The 21,638-nt window shown below is 71.6% G+C and carries 13 protein-coding genes; 4 read left to right on the plus strand and 9 right to left on the minus strand.

Features of this window, described 5'->3' with window-relative positions; all coding sequences use genetic code 11:
- Positions 1–37: 37 nt before the first annotated feature.
- Positions 38–2,944 (minus strand): YbhB/YbcL family Raf kinase inhibitor-like protein, encoded by a 2,907-nt coding sequence (locus AC3EO4_RS44415; protein WP_431901799.1) that lies wholly within the window; start codon positions 2,942–2,944, stop codon positions 38–40.
- Positions 2,945–3,093: 149 nt separating this feature from the next.
- Here AC3EO4_RS44415 and AC3EO4_RS44420 point away from each other — a divergent pair, with 149 nt between their 5' ends.
- A complete protein-coding gene (locus tag AC3EO4_RS44420) occupies positions 3,094–3,705 on the plus strand; it encodes a GrpB family protein (RefSeq protein ID WP_431901802.1) in 612 nt (203 codons plus the stop codon).
- Between the two features lie 421 nt (positions 3,706–4,126).
- On the plus strand, positions 4,127–5,593 hold the full coding sequence (gene pdxR, locus AC3EO4_RS44425; protein WP_431901803.1) for a MocR-like pyridoxine biosynthesis transcription factor PdxR: 1,467 nt from the start codon (positions 4,127–4,129) through the stop codon (positions 5,591–5,593).
- Between the two features lie 122 nt (positions 5,594–5,715).
- On the opposite strand, the gene AC3EO4_RS44430 is transcribed toward pdxR, so the two are convergent.
- Genes AC3EO4_RS44430 through AC3EO4_RS44460 form a run of 7 tightly spaced genes read right to left on the minus strand, consistent with a single transcriptional unit; the run spans position 5,716 to position 13,863 of the window.
- The gene (locus AC3EO4_RS44430) at positions 5,716–7,107 is read right to left on the minus strand and encodes an amidase (RefSeq protein WP_379582534.1); all 1,392 of its coding nucleotides are present in this window, start codon (positions 7,105–7,107) and stop codon (positions 5,716–5,718) included.
- A 17-nt stretch (positions 7,108–7,124) separates the two neighbouring features.
- On the minus strand, positions 7,125–7,868 hold the full coding sequence (locus AC3EO4_RS44435; protein WP_379582536.1) for an ABC transporter ATP-binding protein: 744 nt from the start codon (positions 7,866–7,868) through the stop codon (positions 7,125–7,127).
- The gene (locus AC3EO4_RS44440) at positions 7,865–8,791 is read right to left on the minus strand and encodes an ABC transporter ATP-binding protein (RefSeq protein ID WP_379582538.1); all 927 of its coding nucleotides are present in this window, start codon (positions 8,789–8,791) and stop codon (positions 7,865–7,867) included. The genes AC3EO4_RS44435 and AC3EO4_RS44440 overlap by 4 nt, the downstream gene beginning before the upstream one ends.
- 2 nt (positions 8,792–8,793) lie before the next feature.
- Positions 8,794–9,645: an ABC transporter permease gene (locus AC3EO4_RS44445; protein ID WP_379582540.1), complete on the minus strand. Its 852-nt coding sequence runs from the start codon at positions 9,643–9,645 to the stop codon at positions 8,794–8,796.
- Positions 9,645–10,619 (minus strand): ABC transporter permease, encoded by a 975-nt coding sequence (locus AC3EO4_RS44450; protein WP_431901806.1) that lies wholly within the window; start codon positions 10,617–10,619, stop codon positions 9,645–9,647. Before AC3EO4_RS44450 ends, AC3EO4_RS44445 begins: the two co-directional genes overlap by 1 nt.
- Positions 10,589–12,199 carry an ABC transporter substrate-binding protein gene (locus AC3EO4_RS44455; protein ID WP_431901809.1) on the minus strand — a complete coding sequence of 537 codons (1,611 nt, stop codon included), beginning with the start codon at positions 12,197–12,199 and terminating at the stop codon, positions 10,589–10,591. The genes AC3EO4_RS44450 and AC3EO4_RS44455 overlap by 31 nt, the downstream gene beginning before the upstream one ends.
- 29 nt (positions 12,200–12,228) lie before the next feature.
- Complete coding sequence (locus tag AC3EO4_RS44460; protein WP_379582546.1) at positions 12,229–13,863, minus strand: amidohydrolase; 1,635 nt, start codon at positions 13,861–13,863, stop codon at positions 12,229–12,231.
- A 108-nt stretch (positions 13,864–13,971) separates the two neighbouring features.
- On the opposite strand from AC3EO4_RS44460, the gene AC3EO4_RS44465 reads away from it, so the two are divergent.
- Together AC3EO4_RS44465 and AC3EO4_RS44470 are read left to right on the plus strand one after the other, a co-directional pair.
- A complete protein-coding gene (locus tag AC3EO4_RS44465; protein WP_379582548.1) occupies positions 13,972–14,670 on the plus strand; it encodes a TetR/AcrR family transcriptional regulator in 699 nt (232 codons plus the stop codon).
- Between the two features lie 363 nt (positions 14,671–15,033).
- Positions 15,034–18,438 (plus strand): M28 family peptidase, encoded by a 3,405-nt coding sequence (locus tag AC3EO4_RS44470; RefSeq protein WP_379582550.1) that lies wholly within the window; start codon positions 15,034–15,036, stop codon positions 18,436–18,438.
- Here the strand turns inward: AC3EO4_RS44470 and AC3EO4_RS44475 are convergent.
- Positions 18,435–21,203 carry an ATP-binding protein gene (locus AC3EO4_RS44475; RefSeq protein WP_379582552.1) on the minus strand — a complete coding sequence of 923 codons (2,769 nt, stop codon included), beginning with the start codon at positions 21,201–21,203 and terminating at the stop codon, positions 18,435–18,437. The two genes, AC3EO4_RS44470 and AC3EO4_RS44475, sit on opposite strands and share 4 nt — an antisense overlap.
- Between the last annotated feature and the right edge of the window lie 435 nt (positions 21,204–21,638).

Genomic DNA, 21,638 nt, shown 5'->3' on the forward strand with positions numbered 1-21,638 from the left:
AATCGGGGGCCGGGGTGCCGGCCCCCGATTCGGGCGGTCAGCCGGTGGAGGCGGCGGAGTTGCCCGCCAGCTTGGTGGAGGCCAGGTCATGAGCCAGGATCGCGGTCTCGACCTGGGCGACCGTCGAGCTCGAGCTCAGGCCGGGCAGTGTCGCCGTGTCCACCGCGTACAGCGTGAACTCGTACTTGTGGGTCGAGCCGCCGGGGCACGGCCCGAAGTACTGCAGCGACTTGTTGCCCGAGCTCATCGCCTTCTGCTTGGCAGGCGACTGGTTCGGCACGTTGAAGCCGAGCCCGAGCCCTTCGGGCAGCGACAGCCTGCCGGAGGGGATGTCCCAGACAGCCCAGTGCTTGCCGCTGTTGGCCGTGTCGATGAAGGTGATGGCGTAGCTCTGCGTGCCGGAGGGCCCGCCGGACCAGGACAGCGGCGGTGAGATGTCGTTGCCCGATACCCCGTCCTGGGCGCAGGTGTACTTCGTGGGGATGGTGCCGTTGTTGGCGAAGGCCGTGCTCGTGAGCCCGAACGGCGGTCCCGCGAACTTGAGGCGGACGACGTCGTTGTCGATGGTGGACGGCGTGCCGCCGTTCTTGTCGTTGTTGGTGGAGGTCAGCCAGAGGCCGCCGTCGGGTGTCTTGACGATCGTGCGCAGGCGGCCCCACCGGCCGTTGAAGAAGGCACGAGGCGTGTCGGTGGTGTTGCCGTTGATCTTCATGACCCACAGGCGGGCGCCACGGACGGCCGCCATGTAGATCCAGTCGTTGACGATCTCGATGCCGCTCGGCGAGGCGGCGGCGACGTCCCACTGCTGGACGGGGTTGACGTAGCGGGTGTCGCTGCAGCGGCCCTCGCAGGTCGGCCAGCCGTAGTTCTTGCCCGCCTGGATGATGTTCAGCTCGTCCCACGTGCCGTCGCCGAACTCCGACTCCCACAACCGGCCCTGGGAGTCCCACGCCAGGCCCTGCGGGTTGCGGTGGCCGAGGCTGTAGACGCGCGGAGCGTTCGGGAACGGGTTGCCGGGAGCGCCGGCTCCGGTCGGCGTCACCCGCAGGATCTTGCCGTTGAGCGAGTTGAGGTCCTGGGCCCTGCTGGAGACCTGGCCGTCGCCGGTGGTGATGTAGAGCATGCCGTCGGGTCCGAACGCGATCCGGCCGCCGTTGTGAAACTTGTTCTTCACGATGCCGGTGACCAGCGCTTCGCGCGGGCCGATCGCGTTGTTCTCGAACTTGAAGCGCACGACCCTGTTGTCGGAGGCCGAAGTGTGCATGGCGTAGACGTAGTGGTCGGTGGCGAAGTTCGGCGACAGCGCGAGGCCCAGCAGGCCCCCCTCGCCGGTGGTGGTGACCGCCTCGGTGATCTTGCCGACCGTGGTCTTCTGGCCGGTCGCGCTGACCCGGACGATCTCGAAGCGGTCGCGCTCGGCGACCAGCGCGCCGCCGTCGGGCAGGAAGGCCACGCCCCAGGGCAGGTCGAGCTTGGCGATGTCACGGTCATAGACGGGGTCGCCCCCGGTGGCCGTGCTGGTGGTCCTGACCTTCAGTTCGGGGCTCCTGGCCGAGGTGTTGGCGTTGGCGTCGAAGGCCTCGACCTGGAAGGAGTACTCCGTGTTGGGCGCCAGACCGTCAGCCGTCGCGGTCAGGTCGGGGACCGTGGCGAACCTGGCGCCGTCGCGGTAGACGTTGTAGCCGCTCACCTCGACGTTGTCGGTCGAGGCGGCCCAGGCCAGCGTGACGCTGGTGGCGCTGACGTTGGTCGAGCGCAGGTTGGACGGCACGCTCGGCGCCTCGTGGTCGTCGCTCGGCGGAGTGGTGATCGGCACATTGGCGCTGCCCTGCGAGGCGTTGCCCGCGGCGTCGTAGGCCAGGACGCTCAGCACGTAACCGGTGTTGGGCGTCAGGCCGGTGATCGTGGCCGTCGTCTGGTTGCCGCCGACCGTCTTGAGCACGTTGCCGCCGTTGTAGACGACGTAGCTGGAGACGCCCACGTTGTCGGTGGAGGCGTCCCAGGCCAGGTCCACGGCGGTGGGGCGGACCTCGCCGACCACGCGCGGGTTGCCCGGTGGGGTCGGGGGCTCGGGATCCGACGGCACGGTGGTGCTGATCCGGTCCAGGTTCGGCCCGCCGTTCGCGGTGCTCGCGGTGGCGCGGATCTTGTTGGCGCCCGCGATCAGCGGGGCAGTGACCGCCTTCTCCACCCAGGTGGTCCAGGCGCCGGTGCCGGGGAAGCCCACGCTGGTGGCCGCCGCTCCGTTGACGGTGACGTCCATCGGACGGTCGACGGTGGTGCCGTTGGCGAAGCGGAACTTCACCTCGTAGTTGCCCGCGGTGGCCGCGTTGACGGTGAACTCGACGAAGGAGCCCGCCACGTTGTCGTAGTTGACGAAGCCGGTTCCGGTGAATCCCGCGTGGTTGGACTCCACGACGCCCTGGGAGATCGTCGCGTTCTCCGCCTGCAGGTCGCTGCTGGGCGCGGCCACCTCGACGTCGACGAAGTCGAGGTTGGGGTTGCCGTTGGCCGTCGTGGCGGTGAGGCGGATCCTGTTGGCCCCGGCGGTGACCGGCGCGGTGAGGGTGGAGGTGACCCATGTGGTCCACGCACCGGTGCCCTGGAAGGGCCGGCCCGCGGAGACGACGGCGCCGTTGACCGAGACGTCGGACGGCCGGTTCACGGTGGTGCCGTTGGCGTAGCGGATGCCGATCGTGGCCTGCCCGGCCGTCGCGGCGTTGACGGTGAACTCCACGTAGCTGCCCGCCGCGTTGTCGCCGTTGACGAATCCGGCGCCGGAGTAACCCGCGTGGTTGGACTCCACCACGCCCTGGGAGATGGTCGCGTTCTCGGCCTCGTACCTGGTCGGAGCCGCTTGCGCGGGCGCCGCCGCCACCGTGCTCGCCAGTAACGCGGCCACGAGCGCGCCGGCTAGGGAGCGCGCCCGGGTCAGAGGTCGCATGGATCCTCCTTGATGGGGGGATTAGTTAGGAATATTTCCTAACTTGCGATAGATGGGATCACCCCCCACCCGGCCTGTCAAGCGATCTGACTTGACACGCGAGACATCCCACCACCCGCGAGGTCGCGCCCTTCCCTACACTTGATCGAATGCCCGACGACACAACACCCGGCCCCGTCGTGGTCGAGCACGACTCCGCCTGGCAGGCGCAGGGGGCCGCCCTCGCGAGCGACATGCGTGCCGCACTCGGGCCGCCGGCGCTCCACGTGGAGCACATCGGCAGCACGGCGATCCCCGGCATGGCCGCCAAGCGGGTGTTCGACCTGCAGGTCAGCGTCCTGGATCTGGGCGAGGCCGAGCAGGCGTTCGACCGGCCGCTGGCGGACCTGGGCTTCCTGCGGTCCCTCCACCGGCACGACCACGTTCCGGCAGGACGCGACGACGACGCGGAGCTCTGGGCGAAGAGGCTGTGGTCACGGCGCGGCGGGCCGGACGTGGACATCCACCTGCACGTCCGCCTCCTCGGCTCGCCCAACGAGCGACTCGCGCTGCTGTTCCGCGACTGGTTCAGGGCCCACCCCGAGGCGGTGCCCGCCTACGCGCGCTTCAAGAGCGTCCTGGCCGGGACCGTCAGCGACACGGGTGTCTACTCCGACGTCAAGGACCCCGTCGTCGATCTCGTCATCACGATCGCCGAACCGTGGGCCGCCGCCACCGGCTGGACACCGCACGACGGAGCGGCCCGCTGGGCACCGGCGTGACCACCAGGAACGTCCCCGCCCGACTCCGGTCGGCGGCGAGGCCGACGCCATGGCCGGCGAGGACGCGAACCCGGCGGAGGCGGGAGGCGCGGGCGCTTCGTTCGTCAGCCGCGGCCCGCCTCCCCGTGGGCAGGCGGGCCGGCCGCTCGTGGGGGGCCGCGGCTCCCGTGACCGGGTGGTGAGGGCTCTGGCCCACCGGGTGAGGGCGTCCGCGCGACGCCGCCGTCCCCGCATCCCGCCCGGCGCGCCGGGCCGTCCTGCCAGCATCCCGGTGGGCGTCCCCGGCCGCCCCGCCAGGCCCGCCATCAGCAGCCAGGAGGGAACGCCTTCCCGGTCCGCGCGTCTTGCCATGCCCGTTCTCCTTCGTCTCTTGGTCACCTCAACCATGAGGCAGAGCGGAATGGATACCCTGGCCAATCAGATGGCGAAGAAGCAGACCGATTCGGCGTGGGAAACGCTGCTGGACCTCGAGGAGCAGGCGGCGGGGCCGCTGCACAACCGCCTGCGCAGGGCACTGCGCTCGGCGATCGTCAACGGCCGGATCGCCCCCGGCAGCGCGCTGCCGCCGAGCCGTACGCTGGCGGTCGATCTGGCATGCTCGCGGTGGGTGGTCACCGAGGCCTACGCGCAGCTGGCGGCCGAGGGATATCTCGAGGCGCGAAGCGGCTCGGCCACGCGGGTACGGCACGGCGTCGCGGCCGCCGCCACGCGACCGACCCCGCCGAAGCCGCCGCGGGTCCCTCCCCGCTTCGACTTCGCCCCCGGACTGCCCGACCTGCGCGCATTCCCGCGCAAGCGCTGGTCGGATGCCATACGCGAGGCCGGCCTGCAGGTGCCCTTCACCGATCTCAGCTATCTGGCCCCCGCCGGCCACCCACGGCTGCGGAGGACGCTCGCCGGCTATCTGAACCGCTCGCGCGGCACCGCCACCTCGGCCGAGGACGTGACGATCTGCGGGGGAACGACCGACGGCCTGGCCAGAATCGCTCGGGGCCTGCGCGAGCGAGGGTTCACCCATCTGGCCGTGGAGGACCCCGGCTGGACCTGGACGCGCGAGGCGATCGCCGACGCCGGGCTGCTTCCTGTCCCGATCGGCGTCGACAGGGACGGGCTTCGCGTCGATCTCCTGCGTGCCCAGCCCGAGATCCGGGCGGCCATCGTGGCTCCCGCCCACCAGTTCCCCACCGGCGTCGTCCTGGCGCCGGCACGCCGCGCTGAGCTGATCAGGTGGGCCCACGACGTCGACGGCATCGTCCTCGAAGAGGACAAGGACGCCGACTACCGCTACGACCGCCGCCCCGTCGCCGCCATCCAGGGCATGGCGCCCTCACTGACGGCCCTGCTCGGCTCGGTCAGCAAGACGCTGTCGCCGGCGCTGCGCATCGGCTGGTTCGTGACCCCGCCGCGCTGGACGCCGGCCGTCGCCGCCGCCAATCCGCTCGCCGTCCCGCCTCCGGTGCTCGACCAGCTCGCCTTCGCCCACTTCCTGGACAGCGGCGGCTACGACCGACACCTGCGCGCCGGCCGGCGGCGCTACCGGGCCCGGCGCGACGCCCTTTTGGGCGAGCTGGCCCGGCGGCTGCCGCAGGCCCGCGTCTCCGGCGCGGCGGCGGGACTCCACCTGTTACTCCACCTCGACGGCGTCCAGGCAACCAGGGTGGTCGCCGCCGCGGCCCGCGCCGGTGTCCGCGTCGACGCCGTCGCCGGGTACGCCTCCGACGCGGAGACCGGCGACTCGACCGTGATCCTCGGCTACGGCAACCTCGCCGACAGCACCATCCCCGAGGCCGTCGCGCGCCTGGCCGACGCGATCGAGGCGGCGGCCAGGCAGGCCGGTGGCCCAGGAACCCCGCCCCAGGAAGGTCTCCAGCTGCCCGAGGCGGATTGAGACCGGGCGTCACGCCATGTGGGCGACCCCCGCGTGCGCCGGACGTGCCCGGCGCCATGCCACGCCGCCGGCGGGTGTCGGATCGGCCGGGCGCGACGCGCTGCTCTGCGGGTGCGTGTCCCTCACCGGCCCGGTACGGCGGGCCGGCCGATGCCGGGCAGCGCGGCTTCCAGGCAGGAGGCGATCTGGAAGACCGTCACGTCGTCGTAGGTGCGGCCCACGAGCTGCACGCCGGTCGGGACGCCGTCGGCGGCCAGCCCCGAGGGGACGGAAAGGACGGGGCAGCGGCTGGCGATGTTGAAGGGGATCGTCATCACCCCGAGCATGTAGTGGCCCGGCTCGCCGTTGATCGGCAACGGGCCGCCGTCGTGGTCGGCGGGGAAGGAGGACCTTGCCGTGGTCGGGCAGAGCAGCGCGTCGTGGCGCTCGAGCAGCTCGCCGAGCGGCCGGTAGATCTCTCCTTCGAGCTCGAGCCCCTGGTAGAAGGTGAGCTCCGAGCCGTTCTTCGCGAACGCGCGTGTGTAGTCCGACAGCAGGTCCGCGTGCTCCTCCGCCAGCTCGCCGATCCCGGCCCCGAAGATCCCGGCGAAGTGGGCGTCGGCCGCGGCCATGATCTGCTTCCTGGTCCAGGGCAGGTCGACCTCCTCCACGATCGCCCCTGCCGCGCGCAGCGCCTCGGCTGCGGCGAGCGTGTTCGCGACGATGTCCGGTTCCACCTCGTAGTCGCCGAGCGTCACCGACAGCGCGATACGCAGCCCGCGCACGTCGCCGGTGAGCGGCGGCAGCTCCAGCTTGGGCCGGACGGAGACGACGTCCCACGGATGCGGACCGGCGATCACGTTCTGCAGCAGGGCGGCGTCGGCGACGGTGCGGGCCATGGGGCCGTCGTGGCAGTACTGGTCGAGGTTGAACGGCGGCAGCGCGGGCACCCGCCCGAAGGGCGGCTTGAACCCGACCACGCCGCAGAACGACGCGGGTATACGGATCGAGCCGCCGATGTCGGAGCCGGTGGCCAGGAGCGAGGTGCCGGCGGCCAGCGACGCGCCGGAGCCGCCCGAGGAGCCGCCGGGCGAGCGGTCGAGGTTCCACGGGTTGCGCGTCACGCCCCACAACCTGCTGTGGGTGAACGCGGCGCAGCTGAACTCGGGTGTGGTGGTGCGGGCGTGGACGATGCCACCGGCCTGCGTGATCCGGGTGACCACCGGGTGGGTCACGTCCGCGACGACACCCTTGAGCAGGAGCGATCCCTCCTCATGGGTGCGGCCCTCGATCGGCTGCTCCTCCTTGACCGCCACGGGGATGCCCTCGAGGGGTCTGGCGCTGCCGTTCAGGTAGGCGGCCTCGGCCGCCTTCGCCTGCTCCATCGCCGACTCGTACAGGCGCTCGGTGAACGCGTTGATCCGCGGCTCCATCACCTCGGCACGGTCGATCACGGCGGTCAGCAACTCCACGGGTGACAGCTCGCGACGGGACATGAGGGCGTGGGCCTCAGTGGCCGAGAGGTAACACAGCATTTCCGGGAGATCTCCTCTTAAAAGGCGTTCTGGGGCACGGAATCCAGCAGGAGTCGCGTGTACTCGTGCTCCGGCGCGCTCAGCACCCGCGCCGTCGGTCCCGACTCGACGATCCGGCCACGCCGCATGACCGCCACATGGTCGGCGACGCAGCCGACCACGGCCAGGTCGTGCGTGATGAACAGGTAGGAGACGGCGCCGGCCGCGCGGATGTCGGCCAGAAGGCCGAGGATCTGCGCCTGGACAGAGACGTCCAGCGCCGCGACCGCCTCGTCCAGCACCAGCACCTTGGGCCGGACCGCGAGCGCCCTGGCGATGGCGACGCGCTGGCGCTGCCCGCCGGACAGTTCCCTGGGCAGCGCCCCCGCCTCGCGCGGCCCGAGGCCGACCTGGTCGAGCAGCTCGGCCACCCTCGGCGCGTACGGCTCGCCGGGAAAGTGCAGCCGCAGAACCTCGGTCAGGCAGTCCCGTACGGTGAGGCGCGGGTCGAGCGAGCCGAACGGATCCTGGAAGACGATCTGGATCAGCCTCGCCCTGGCCTTGCGGTCGAGCGCCGCCAGCGGCCTGCCCGCCACCAGCACCGTGCCCGCGTCGGCCCGTTCCAGGCCGAGCAACAGCCTGGCCGTGGTCGTCTTGCCCGAGCCCGACTCTCCGACCAGGCCGAGCGATCCGCCCGCCGCCAGGTCGAAGGAGACATCGTCCACCGCGGTGAACGTGCCGTAACGCTTGCGCAGGCCCCGGACCTCCAGGTCGATGTTCACAGTTCCGCCTTCACACAGGCGACCCCGTCCACCAGCGGCGGAACGGCGGCCGTACAGGAGTCCATGACGTGCTCGCAGCGAGGAGCGAACCGGCAGCCAGGAGGCGCCGACAGCAGGTCCGGCGGTCGCCCGGGGATCGCGGGCGGCAGCGTGCCCAGATCGGAGACGCGCGGGGTGGCGGCGAGCAGGCCGGAGGTGTATGGGTGGCGTGGTCTGGCGAACAGCCGCCGCGTCGGCCCCGTCTCCATGATCCGCCCCGCGTACATGACGTAGACGCGGTCGCAGATCATCGAGGCCAGTTCCAGGTCGTGGGTGATGAAGAGCATCCCGGTCCGCGTCCTGGCGCGCAGGTCGCGGAGCAGCCGGACGATCTCGGCCTGGGTGGTCACGTCGAGCGCGGTGGTCGGCTCGTCGGCCAGCATCAGCCGCGGCTCTCCGGCCAGGGCCGCCGCGATCACCACGCGCTGGAGCATGCCGCCGGACAACTCGTGGGGGTACTGGCGAACGTGCCGCTCCGGCTCCGGCAGGCCGACCATGCCCAGCAGCTCGACGGCCCTGGCTCGGGCCGCCTTCGCGCCGAGCTCCTCGCGGATGATCTCGGTGAGGAAGTCGCCGATCCGGCGGAAGGGGCTGATCGCCGCGCGCGGATCCTGGTAGATCATCGCGGCCGAGTGGGCGCGGTGGCGGCGCAACCCCGCAGGGGACATCGACAGCACGTCGGCGCCGTCCATCCGGATCTCGCCCGAGGTCCGCGAGCCCTTCGGCAGCAGTCCGAGGACGGCGCGCGCGGTCAGGGACTTGCCGGAGCCCGACTCGCCGACCAGGCCGACGGTCTCGTTCTCGGCCACGGTCAGCGAGACGTCGTCGATCGCGGGGCGGGCGGTGTGCGGCAGCCGTACGGAGAGGTCGTCGATCTCCAGCATGGTCACCTCCTGGAGACGCGGTCGGCGAGGTTCTCGCCGACGATGTTGAAGGCGATCACGCTCAGCACGATGGCCAGGCCGGGGACGAGGATCGGGCCGAGCGCGCCCTGCAGGACGGCGGTCTGGCCCTCGTTGATCATGGCCCCCCAGTCGGCGGCCGGCGGTTGCACGCCCAGGCCGAGGAAGGCGAGCCCGGCCAGGTCGAGCAGGGCGTAGCCGAAGTTGATCGTGGACTGGGCCAGGATCACCGGCGCGATGTTCGGCAGCAGGTGGCGCAGGCAGATGGCCAGGCCGCCGAAGCCCAACGCCCGGTAGGCGGCGATGTAGGGGCGGCCCATCTCCCCTCTGGCCACGCCGCGGACCAGGCGGCCGACGAAGGGCGTGTAGGCGACGGCCAGCGTGATCATGGGTCCGGTCTGGCCTGGGCCGTACATCGCGACCACCAGGATCGCCAGCAGCAGGCCGGGGAAGGCGAAGACCAGCTCCATCGACCGCGAGAGCGCGGCGTCCACCCAGCCGCCGTGCCAGGCGGCGGTCAGCCCGACCAGGACGCCGAGCACCGTGGAGATGGCCACGACGCCCAGCGGGCCGAGCAGGCCGGACCTGGCACCGTAGATGACCCGGGACAGCAGGTCGCGGCCTGAGGCGTCGGCGCCGAGCAGGTGATCGCCGCCGGGTCCGGCCAGGGCGGCCGACAGGTCGACCGCGTCGGGGTCGGCCGGGGCGATGAACGGAGCGAGGACGGCGGCCAGGACCAGCAGCGCGATCGCGACGAGCGCGGCCGTGAGCAGGCCGCCGCCCTTGACCCTGCCGCCGAGACGACGCAGGCCGGGTCTGACGACGAATGTCTCCATCAGTTCTGCGCCCCCAGTCGTACGCGCGGATCGGCCAGTGGCGCGAGCAGGTCGACCACGAGGTTGGCGACCACGAACACCGCCACGGTCAGCAGGACCAGCGCCTGCACGACGGGGAAGTCCTTGACCGTCACCGAGTACTGCAGCAGCTGGCCCAGGCCGTTGACCCCGAACGTGGTCTCCACCAGCACGGTGGAGACCAGCAGGCCGGGCACCAGCAGGCCGCCGTAGGTGAGCGTCACCGTCATGGCGCCGCGCAGCACGTGCCTGCGGATGATGGCCCGCTCGGGCACGCCGCGGCCGCGGGCGACCGTGATGTACTCCAGGCCGAGCTGGTCGATCATCGCCGTGCGCGACACCCGGGCCAGCACTCCCGCGAACGTCAACGCGAGCGCCACGGCGGGCAGCGTGAGGTGGTGCAGCCGGTCGGCCAGGCCCTCACCCGCGCCGATGGAGGGGAACCAGCCGAGGTTCACTGAGAAGACCACGATGAGCACGAACCCCAGGACGAAGGAGGGGGTGGCGACCGCGACCGAGCTGCCCACGAGCACGGCCTTGTCGATCGTGCCCGGCCTGGTCGCACTCCATACACCCAGCGCCAGGCCGAGGATCATGGTGAGCGCGAAGGCCATGGCGATGAGGGTGAGCGTGACGGGCACGCGGGAGGCGATCAACCCGCCGACGTCCGTGCGGAACTGCACAGAACGGCCGAAGTCGCCGGTGAGCACGCCGCCGATCCAGTGCAGGTACTGCACGGGGAACGGGTCGTCGAGCCGGTACTGGGCGCGGATGGCGGCGATCGCCTCGGGCGTGGCCGAGCGCCCGCTGAGCAGGAAGCTGGCGGGATCGCCAGGGGCGAGCTGGAGGGCGCCGAACACGAGGAACGAGGACACCCCCAGGATCGCGGCCATCCCGGCCAGCCGCCTCAGCAGGAAGCGGCCCATCAGCCCGCCGCGCCGATGTCCGCGGCCCACGGGTAGTAGAGGTAGGAGATGCTGGTGGGCGCCCCGGTGATGCGCTTGCCGAGGAACATCACGTTGTCGAGGTCGGCCAGCGGGATCCAGGGCAGCTGGGTGGCCACCGTCTCCTGCAGCTTGGCCGTCAGCCGCGCCCGCTTGACCCGGTCGAACTCGACCTCGGCCGCCTGGACGAGCTTGTCGTAGGCGGGGTCGGAGAATCCGCCGTAGTTCTCGAACTGTCCCGTCTCGAACAGCCCGTAGAGCTCCAGCGGGTCGGTGGCCGACAGGTACCAGAACGTCGGGAACAGGTCGATGCCCTTGCGCGCCTCCGGGTCGGAGAACAGCGCGGTGTAGGCGTCGGGGGCGACGGTCCGCACCTCGGCCGCGAGCCCGATCTCCTTGGCCGCCGCCTGCACGGAGTTGGAGATCACCGGGAACTCGGACGCCACGCCGGACGTGGCGATCACGATCTTCTTGCCCTGCGCCCCGGCCTCGGCGATCAGCTTCTTGGCCGCCTCGACGTCACGCTTGATGGCCGGAGCGGCGGGTCTGGCGTCCACGGCGTTGCGCCAGGACTGGACGGGACCGGGCACGAGCGTGGGCGCGCTGTACTCGCCGAGGGCCGCCTTGACCAGCCCCTGCCTGTCGATGGCCAGGGAGAGCGCCTGTCGTACCCTGACGTCGGCCAGCGGGCCGTTGGCGAGGTCGGAGACGATCAGGTTCGCGGTGGTCAGGTTGGGGCCGCCGTAGACGGTGCCCGCGCCCGAGGCGCGCAGCCGGGCGATGGAGCCGGCGGGGATCATGTAGCCGCCGTCGGCCTCGCCGGTCACCATGGCATTGGTCCTGGCCGCGGGGTCCGCCACGAAGGTGAAGGTGACCTTGCCCGACCTGGCCTTGTTCCCCCAGTAGCCGTCGAAGCGGTCCAGCTGGATCGACTGGCCCTTGGTCCAGGTGCCGAGCTTGAACGGCCCGGTGCAGTCCAGTCCGCCGTCTGCGGTGCCGAACGCCCTGCCCTTCGCCTTCAGCGAGGCGGCGCTGACCACCGTGCCGGGCGAGGCGCCCATCTCCAGATTGAACAGCGCGTCGGGCTGCTTGAACTTGACGGTCACCTCCATCGGGCCGGTCTTGCTGATCGACTCGACGTTGCGGAAGCTGGAGATCCAGTAGGAGCCGACCTTCTCGTCGAGATGCCGGTTGAGGCTGGCCACCACGTCGTCGGCGGTCATCTCGGCGCCGCTGTGGAAGCGCACGCCCGCGCGGATGGTGTAGACGAGGGTCTTGGGGTCGCGCTGGACGGCCTTCTCGGCCAGGCCCGGTTCCTCCTTCAGCTCCGGTGTCCAGCGCATCAGGCTCTCGCAGACGTTGGACAGCACCATGTTCTGCGGATAGTCGAAGGCGTGCACGTAGTCGAGGGTCGGGGGTTCGGCGTAGGAGGCCCAGGTGAAGGAGTCGATGTCACCCTTGGGCTTGGGTGTGTCGGAGCTCAGGCCCTTGCCGGGCGCGGGGGACGCGCCGCCGCCGCCACTCCCGCCGCACGCGGTCACGGCCACGGTCAGTGAGAGTACGGCGAGCGCCGTCCACAGTCGTCTGCTCATTAGTCACGCCTTTCGGGAGTTCGCGAACATCAGGCCTGGTGGACGAGCCGGCCCTCGACATAGGTCCTGACGACCCTGGTGGCGCCGATCTCCTCGGCGGGACCGGCGAAGGGGTCACGGTCCAGCACCACCAGGTCCGCGTCCTTGCCCGCCTCGACCGTGCCGGTGACGTCCTCCAGGTGGTTGATCCAGGCGCTGCCCGCCGTGTAGGCGGTGAGCGCCTGCGCCAGGGTGAGCGCCTGCTCGGGCAGGAAGGGCTCGCCGGGCTCGCCCTCGGGCACCGTCCTGTTCACCGCGACGTGCACGCCCCACAGCGGGTTGGGGCTGCTCACCGACCAGTCGCTGCCCGCGACCAGACGGGCGCCCGCGCGGAGCAGGTCGCCGAAGGGGTACTGCCGGGCCGCGCGCTCGGACCCGAGGAACGGGATGGTCAGCTCGTCCATCTGGGGTTCGTGCGCCGCCCACAGCGGCTGGAGGTTGGCGGCGGCGCCCACCTGCGCGAACCTGGCGATGTCGGCGGGGTCCACGACCTGCAGGTGCGCGAGGTGGTGGCGGTTGTCGTTGGCGCCGTTGGCGGCGCGCGCCCCCGCCAGGGCGTCGAGCGCCTCCCTGACCGCGCGGTCGCCGAGCGCGTGGAAGTGGATCTGGAAGCCGAGGGCGTCCAGCTCCCTGACCGCCTCGCGCAGCAGGCCGGGGTCCACGAAACTGATACCGCTGTTGGCGGTCGCGCACCCGCAGCCGTCGAGGTACGGCTCCAGCATCGCCGCGGTGAAGTTCTCCGCGACGCCGTCCTGCATGATCTTGACGCTGGTGGCGTTGAACCGGCCGACCTGCCCGGTGCGGCGTCGTTCCACGAGCTCGGGGATCTGCTCCAGGCCGCGCTCGCGGTCCCACCAGAGGGCGCCCACGACGCGGGCGCGCAGCGTCCCCTCGGCGGCGGCCCTGAGGTAGACCTCGTAGTTGTCGGGGTTGCCGGGGAACGCGCCGATCATGGCGTCCTGCCAGGCGGTGACACCCATCGAGAACAGGTGGGCCTGGCCGGCGAGCAGGCCGGCGTAGGCCTCCTCGGCGTCCGCCACAGGCACGTGCTCGCTCACCAGCGTCATGGCCCCCTCGTGCAGGGTGCCCTGCGGGGTGCCGTCCGGCTCCCGCTCGATGCGGCCGTCGACGGGATCGGGAGTGTCACGGTCGAGACCGGCCAGGCGCAGGGCCAGGCTGTTGGCCCAGGCGCCGTGCCCGTCGCGGTTGGTCAGCAGCGCGGGCCGGTCGGGAACCACCTTGTCGAGCATCTGCCTGGTCGGCGTGCCGCCGGGGAAGACGTCCATCGACCAGCCGCCACCGTGGATCCATGCCTTGCCGGGATGGGCCTCGGCGTAGGCGGCGATCACCGCGAGGTAGCCCTCGACGCTGTGCTCCGCCGACAGGTCGCACCGGAGCATCTGGCCACCGCCGAAGGCCGGGTGGACGTGGGCGTCCTGAAAACCGGCCATCAGCAGGCCGCCGGCGAGGTCGACCACCTCGGTGTGCTCGCCCGCCGAGGCTCGTACCGCCTCCTGGTCGCCGACCAGCAGGATGCGCCCGCCCCCGACCGCGACCGCCGCGTCGACTGGGGCGTCGGCCGTGCCGGTGAACACCCGCCCGCCAACGAAGATCGTTTCCACCATGACGGCACCTTCCGCTCACGCTGTGTTGGGGAGGAGTGAACGCCAGCACAACATAGATGTCAACAGTGTTGCGCTACGTGGAGACCGAACCGATACACTGGTGCGATCATGGCGAAGACACCTGTGAGGACCAGGCGCTCGGGCAGCCAGCTCAGCCCCGAGGCCATCATCGAGGCCAGCCTGCGCATCGCCGCCAGGGGCAGCGAGGACGCGTTCACCGTGCGCCGGCTGGGCGAGGAGCTCGGAGCCGACCCCACGGCGATCTACCGGCACTTCCGCGACAAGGACGAGCTGCTGCTGTCGGTGGCGGACCGGGCCTACGGTGAGATCCTGGAGGGCATTCCCGGCGGGCTCGCCTGGAAGGACCGGCTGCGGGCGCTGGCGGCGGGGTCGCTGCGGGTCGCGCTCAAGTATCCGGCGGTGGCCTCCATCACCGCGAGCCGTACGACCAGGCGGGCCAACGAGTTCAGGATCGTCGAACTCATCCTCGGCGCGGTCACCGAGGCGGGGCTCGACGGCGCGGACGCGGCGCTGTACTACCGGGTCGTGGCCGACGCCCTCCTGGCATTCGTGGGCCAGGCCGCCGCGTACGTGCTCTTCGCCCCCGAGATCAGGGCGGGCGACGAGTCGTCATGGAGGCGGGAGTACCGGATGGTCGACCCCGAACGCTTCCCCACGATCACCCGTCTCGGCACGGAACTGGCGGAGGTCAGCAACGATGCGATCTACGACGTCCGCGTGGAGGCCCTGATCGCCGCGATCGAGGCCAGGGTCGCGTCGCTTTCCGGTGATGGCGGGCGGGCCTGACGCGATCCCCGACCGTCGAACGCGACCACCCATTCGCCCGTGACGCTTTTGCGGGTCGTCCCTTTCTCCGGCTGAAATGAGCCCGGCGTGAGCGTCACGCCTCGGGCGTGCGCCGATACTTCGGGATGCCCTGCTACGCCCGCTGGAACATGGCGGCGCGCTTCCTGGTCGACGAGGCGCGCGCCTGAGCGAGGAATGACTCGGGAAGCTTATTTCCTCCTTATATCCGTACCTATACCGATATCTATACGGATGTCTTAGCTGCCAGTCCGGATCTATTGTCAAGCCGCCACACCCCCCACCTCCACACCGTCCCGCCCACCCGGCGGGCCCGTCTGGAGGACGCATGAAAGGAACTGGCGAGTGAGACGCAGATCCGTTCTCGCGGCAGTCGCCGGGCTGGCCACCACGACAGCCCTGGTGATCAACCCGGCCGCGGCCGGGGCGGCACCGCCCGGCGTGCGACCCCCTCAGAACCTGACCTCCGCCAACGACCCGGAGAGCCGCGCCGCGGCGGCCGCCGACCAGGCCGTCTCCAGCGGGCTGGACGAGTTACGCAAGGGACCCGACGAGACCTACTGGCGCCGAGCCGTGACGGCCGGCGCCAGTGGCATGTTCTACGTCTCCTACGAGCGCACCTACAAGGGCCTGCCGGTCGTCGGCGGCGACGCGGTCGTCGTCACCGACTCCGAGGGGCGGGTGCGCGACACCACCGCCGCGTCCGGCCCCGGCCCCCAGAATCTCGCCGTCGAGCCGCGGGTCAGCGCCGAGCGGGCGACCAAGGTGTCGAGGGCCCGCCTGTCGCGCGTCGACGACAGCGAGGCGCCTCGCCTGGTCGTGCTGGCCTGGGGCGAGCGGCCCAGGCTGGCATGGGAGACAGTGGTCTCCGGCGTGGCCGACGGCAAGCCCAGCAAGCAGCACGTCTTCGTCGACGCCCGCACGGGCAGGTTCGCCGACTCCTACGACGAGGTGCGGGCGGGCACCGGCAACGGCAACTACTACCCGAACGTGACCGTCGACACCAGCCAGTCCAGCGGCACGTACCGGATGGTCGACACCTCGCGGCCCGGCATCCAGTGCGGAGGGCAGAACGGTCAGCCGTACACCGGGCCCGACGACGTCTGGGGCAACAACTCCGGCACCAACCTGGAGACGGCCTGCGTCGACGCGCTCTACAGCGTGCAGCGCGAATGGGACATGCTCCGTGACTGGCTCGGCCGCAACGGCATCGACGGCCAGGGCCGCGGCTTCCCCGCCAGGGTCGGCCTCTCGGACGTCAACGCCTACTGGAACGGCAGCTACACCAACTTCGGCCACTCCCAGGACAACCAGCGCCAGGCCACCCCGATCGACGTGGTCGGCCACGAGTTCGGCCACGCCATCTTCCAGACCACGCCGGGCGGCGCCGGTTCCGGCAACGAGAACGGCGGCATCAACGAGGCCACCGGTGACATCTTCGGCGCGCTGACCGAGCACTTCGCCAACAACGCCAACGACGCGCCGGACTACGAGGTGGGCGAGGAGGTCGACCTGGTCGGCGACGGGCCGATCAGGTACATGTACAACCCCTCGCGCGTCGGCGACCCGAACTGCTGGTCCACCGCGATTCCCGGCACCGAGGTGCACGCGGCGGCCGGTCCGCTCAACCACTGGTTCTACCTGCTGGCCGAGGGGTCGGCGCCGGGCGGCGGCAAGCCGCCGAGCCCGATCTGCTCCGGCGGCCCCTCGTCGGTCACCGGCATCGGCATCCAGAAGGCCGGAAAGATCTTCATGGGCGCCCTGGCCCGCAAGACCTCGTCGTGGCGGTACGCGAACGTCCGCTCCGCCTCGCTGGCCGCGGCCGTGGAACTGTACGGGGCCGGCAGCCCCGAGTGCGCCACCACCAAGGCGGCGTGGAACGCCGTGAGCGTGCCCGTGCAGACCGGCGAGCCCAACTGCACCGCGCAGAGCCAGGACTTCTCCATCGGCACGAACCCGGCCTCCGGCACCGTCCAGCCAGGTCAGTCCGTGACGACCACGGTCGGCACCCAGACCACCGCGGGCGCCGCGCAGACGGTGAACCTCTCCGCCTCAGGCCTGCCCTCCGGCGCCACGGCCACGTTCAACCCCACCTCGGTCACCAGCGGGAACTCCGCCACGCTGACGCTCGCCACCAGCGGTTCGACGCCGCAGGGCAGCTACACGGTCACCGTCACGGGCACCGGGCAGACGGCCACGCACACCGCCACCTACAGCCTGACCGTCGGCGGCGGGCCGAACCCGACCGATCCGCCCGACGTCAGCCTGACCAACGTCAAGGCGCACCTGGCGCAGCTGCAGACGATCGCCACCAACAACGGCGGCAACCGCAGGTCGACCGGCCCCGGATACACCGCCTCGGTCTCCTACCTGGAGCAGAAGCTCACCGCGGCCGGTTACACGGTCGTGCGCCAGAACTGCGGCTCGACCTGCAGTTCCGGTGCGGGACCCAACCTGATCGCGGACTGGCCAGGCGGTGACGCCAACCAGGTGATCATGGCGGGTGCCCACCTCGACAGCGTTTCCGCGGGACCGGGCATCAACGACAACGGTTCGGGCTCCGGCTCGCTGCTCGAGGTCGCGCTGACCCTGGCCGCCAAGAACCCGACGATGGCCAAGCACGTCAGGTTCGGCTGGTGGAGCGACGAGGAGCAGGGGCTCAACGGCTCCGAGGGCTACGTCGCCTCGCTCAACTCGACCGAGCGCGCCAAGATCCAGGTCTACCACAACTACGACATGGTGGGCTCGCGCAACGGCGGCTACTTCATCAACAACATCAACACCACCGCGGCCACCCACCTCAGGGCGTTCTACACCGCGCTGAACCTGCAGCCCGAGGAGAACACCGAGGGTGCCAACCGCTCCGACGACGCCTCGTTCCGCAACGCGGGCATCGCGACGTCAGGTGTGGCGGCGGGCGCCAGCAACACCAAGACCTCGGCGCAGGCGGCCAAGTGGGGAGGCACGGCGGGTCAGGCCTACGACTCCTGCTACCACGCCTCCTGCGACACCACCTCCAACATCAACGACACGATCCTGGATCGTGCCGCCGACGCCGCGGCGTACGCCATCTGGAAGCTCGCGGTGGGCACCCCCTCCTCCCGTGACTTCTCCATCGCGGTGAACCCCTCGTCGGGCACCGTCCAGGCCGGACAGGCGATCACCACGACGGTCGCCACCCAGACCACCGCGGGCACCGCGCAGACGGTCAACCTGACCGCCACCGGCCTGCCCGCGGGCGCGACGGCGACCTTCAACCCGTCGTCGGTGACCTCCGGCGCCAGCTCCACGCTGACGATCAACACCACCGCGTCGACCCCGGCGGGCAGCCACCAGGTGACGATCGTCGGCACCGGCGAGACCGGCGCTCACAACACGGTGTTCACGCTGACCGTGCAGACCACCCAGCCAGGCCGCACGTTCCGCAACGACACCGACTACCGCATCAACGACTTCACCACCATCCAGAGCCCCATCACCTCCAACGCGAGCGGCAGCGCCGTCTCGCCGGTGAAGATCTCGATCACCAGCACGCACACCTGCATCGAGGACCTGGAGATCTGGCTGCGCGGCCCCAACGGCTCGTGGTACAGGCTCAGGTCGGCCGGCGGCGTCTCCTGCTCGGTCTTCGGCACGAGGAACTTCTCGGTGCCGGTGACCCAGCCGGCGGCCGGCACCTGGGTGCTGGAGATCGAGGACGTCTACTTCCTTGACACCGGAATCCTGGATTCCTGGAGCATCACCGTCTAGTGACCCGTGGTCCCGGCCGGATCCTCGGCCGGGACCACGATCTCGGTGCGCGACCGCACACCGAGCTTCCGCAGAAGAGCGGCCACGTGGGTCTCGACCGTACGGCGCGACAGGAACAGCACCTCCGCTATCTCCTTGTTCGTCCGGCCGAGCGCGACCAGCCTGGCCACCTCCCGCTCGCGCGGGGACAGCACCCCCGCGGCCCGGCGACGGACCGCGGGGGTCGCCACGCCGAAACCGCGCAGCTCGTGCCGGCAGCGGGCCGCGTCGCGGGTGGCGCCCAGCGCGGCGAAGCGCTCCGCCGCCTCGGCCAGCGCCGCGGCGGCGGCCGCACGGTCGCCCATGGCGAGCCTCGCGCCCGCCTCCGCCTCGCCCGCGCGAGCCGCCGCGTACGGCTGGGGCATCGCGGCGTACTTGACCCTGGCCAGCGCGAAGTGCGCCGCGGCCGCCTCGTGTCTGACCGCGGCCGTCTCGATCGTTCCACGCGCGAGTTCGACCGCGGCCGCGGCGGACGGCGCCGTCTCGCCGCGCGTCCCCTCGGCGAACCGCGACACCAGCTCGGTCGCCTCGGCGACCCGCCCGGCCTGGAGCAGGGCGCTGACGGCCGGCGGCACCACCTGGTCGCCCCACACCCACAACCCCGTCGCGCTGAGCCTGGCCACCGCCCGCCCTGTCTCCGCCACCGCCCGCGCCGGCTCGCCGCGGGCGAGCAGCAGCTCGATGAAGCCGCCCCACGCGGCCAGCACCAGCGGCAGGTAGCGCGCGTCAGGGTCGTCGAGTCCCGCCGCGCGCAGGCGCGCCGCCGCCTCGGCCCACTCACCGGAGGCCATCGCCAGCCGGCCGAGCACGAAATGCGCCTCCATGGCGGCCACCGGTGACTCCTCCATGGCCTCGATCGCCGCGGTGGCCCTGGCCGCCAGGCCGTCCCACCGGCCGGTCATCAGCTCGATCCGCAACGTCACCCCGTGGGCCAGGTGTGCAGGGAAGAACGCGCCCGTCTCCTCCGCCAGCGTGCGAACCAGCCTGCCGTACTCCTCGGCCTCCGCGTAGCGGCCGAGCATGGCCGTCAGGTCGTACAGGTTGCAGTAGGCGCGGGCCACCTGTCTGCGCACGGCGGCCGACGGGTCCGTGGCGGGCAGCGTCGCCGCCAGACCGGCTGCCTCGGGCGAGCCGACGGACATCGCCAGCGCCGCCCTGTTGCCCCGCACCGCCGCTTCGAGCTCGGCGTCATCGGCTGTGGCGACCAGCTCCTCCGCCCTCGCCATCCACTTCTCGCGCGTGGGCAGGGACTCCGCGCCCCACCCCGGCATGGCCAGGGCGGCCAGGCCCCTCGCCGCCAGCGGGCGATCGCCCAGCTCCTCCACCGCCGCGAGGATCGCCGTGCGCCCCGCGACCACGTCGCCGCCCTGTCCGAAGAGCATCAGGCCGAGCGACAGCCGCGCCTCACCGCGCAGGTCGCGGGGGAGCCGGTCATCGGAGAGCAGATGCCTGAGGAGCCTGATCACCCGCGGATACGACAGCCCGGCCAGTGCCAGGCGGCCCAGCGTGAGCACCAGCGCCACCTGTTCCGAACCGGGCAGCTCGGGGTCGGCGAGCATCTCCTCCAGCACCTCGACGGCGAGCGGTGTGTCGCCCATCGCCGCGGCGCGGGCCGCCGCCGCCGCGCCGTACCTCAGCCAGGCGGCCGTGTCGCCCGATCTGCGCGCGTGGAAGGTGAGCTGGACCAGCGGGGGAGGGTCGGCCGCCGCCAGCGTCGCGACGGCGCGCTCGTGGGCGAGCCTGCGGTCGGGGCCGGGGATCGTGTCGTAGACGGCCTCCTGGGCCAGGGCGTGACGGAAACCGTACCTGCCGGCCGGGTACTCGTGGAGCACGCCGAACCGCAGCGCCTCGACCAGCCCGCCCGCGTCGCCCGCCACCGCCGCGAGCTGCGGCTCGCCTACCGGCAGACGCAGCACGGCGGCCGCGCGCACGGTGGCGAGCGCCGCGGGGGAGAGACCCGCCAGCCGCTCGGTCATCCACTCGCGCAGCAGCCGCGGCACACCGGCGCGCTCCAGCGCCTCGGGCCGCCGGTCGTCGCCCAGCGACCGGACCACCTCCTCCACGAGGAAGGGGATGCCCGACGTGCGCTCGTGCAGCCGCGCCACGAACGCGGGCGGCAGGCCCGGCCTGCCGAGCAGCGTGGCCGCCAGCGTGCCGACGTCGTGCGCGTCGAGCGGTTCGAGGGAGATCACCACGCTGGTGGCCACGGGGGAGTGGCGGTAGGAGGAGCCGAGCGGCAGCCCCGTGGCGGGCAGGTCCTGCCTCCTGTAGGTCAGGACCAGGGACAGCCCTTCGGGCGGCCTGCGGCGCAGGAACCGCAGCAGGTCCTGGGTGCCGTCGTCGGCCCAGTGCAGGTCCTCGACCACGAGCACGGTGGAACCGGCCGCGGCGAGGAGTTCGTGGACCGCGCGGAACAGCCGGTGGCGTTCGGCACCCGGATCCGTCAGCGGCGCGGGGGCGGCGGGCAGCACGTCGGTCAGCTCGGGCAGGTGGCCGCGCAGCGCGCCGGTCACCGGGTTGAGCCGCCCAGGCCCCGGCAGCCGGTCCATGAGGTCGCGCAGCGCCTCGAAGACGGGGCCGTAGGGGAACGGCTCGCGCAGCTGGTGGCAGTGACCGAGCAGGATGGTCCGCTCCGCCTGTACGGCCTGCGCCGCGGCGTGCACCAGCGTCGTCTTGCCGATGCCCGGCTCCCCCTCCACCAGGGCGACCGACGGTGGGTGCGTCATGGATTCCAGAAGCACCTGAAATGCGGCGTCACGCCCAACTAACCCGCCCACATCGCGCATGAACGACTCCGAACGGCTAGGTGAATCCTCCCGGACGTTATCCACCCAGGGCACAATGTTCAATCCCGCATCAAAGCCTCGTGACACAACATTTCCACACGGAGTGGACCCTCCGGTCGGCGTCGCCGCGGGCGGTCGCATCGACGCGCACCGGCTCGCACCCGCCGCGACGGCGGCGATCAGACCCTCCCCCTGGCGGCGGTCCGAGGCTCCGGCACGATCTACCGCCAGTTCCCCACCAAGGAGGCCCTCTATCAGGCCATCGTGGTGGACAGGGTGGGCCGCCTGGCCGCCAGGGCCCAGGAGCTGGCGGGCGGCCGACGACCCGGGGGAGGCGTTCTTCGAGTTCTTCACCAGGATCGTGGAGCACGCGAC

Source organism: Nonomuraea sp. bgisy101, assembly GCF_057708945.1.

Bases quoted from the DNA above. Each gene is read 5' to 3' on its own strand.
- AC3EO4_RS44475 (WP_379582552.1), bottom strand. From the start codon at position 21,203: ATGACGCACCCACCGTCGGTCGCCCTGGTGGAGGGGGAGCCGGGCATC.
- AC3EO4_RS44465 (WP_379582548.1), top strand. From the start codon at position 13,972: ATGGCGAAGACACCTGTGAGGACCAGGCGCTCGGGCAGCCAGCTCAGC.
- AC3EO4_RS44420 (WP_431901802.1), top strand. From the start codon at position 3,094: ATGCCCGACGACACAACACCCGGCCCCGTCGTGGTCGAGCACGACTCC.
- AC3EO4_RS44460 (WP_379582546.1), bottom strand. From the start codon at position 13,863: ATGGTGGAAACGATCTTCGTTGGCGGGCGGGTGTTCACCGGCACGGCC.
- AC3EO4_RS44440 (WP_379582538.1), bottom strand. From the start codon at position 8,791: ATGCTGGAGATCGACGACCTCTCCGTACGGCTGCCGCACACCGCCCGC.
- AC3EO4_RS44445 (WP_379582540.1), bottom strand. From the start codon at position 9,645: ATGGAGACATTCGTCGTCAGACCCGGCCTGCGTCGTCTCGGCGGCAGG.
- AC3EO4_RS44430 (WP_379582534.1), bottom strand. From the start codon at position 7,107: ATGCTGTGTTACCTCTCGGCCACTGAGGCCCACGCCCTCATGTCCCGT.
- AC3EO4_RS44415 (WP_431901799.1), bottom strand. From the start codon at position 2,944: ATGCGACCTCTGACCCGGGCGCGCTCCCTAGCCGGCGCGCTCGTGGCC.
- pdxR (WP_431901803.1), top strand. From the start codon at position 4,127: ATGGCGAAGAAGCAGACCGATTCGGCGTGGGAAACGCTGCTGGACCTC.
- AC3EO4_RS44455 (WP_431901809.1), bottom strand. From the start codon at position 12,199: ATGAGCAGACGACTGTGGACGGCGCTCGCCGTACTCTCACTGACCGTG.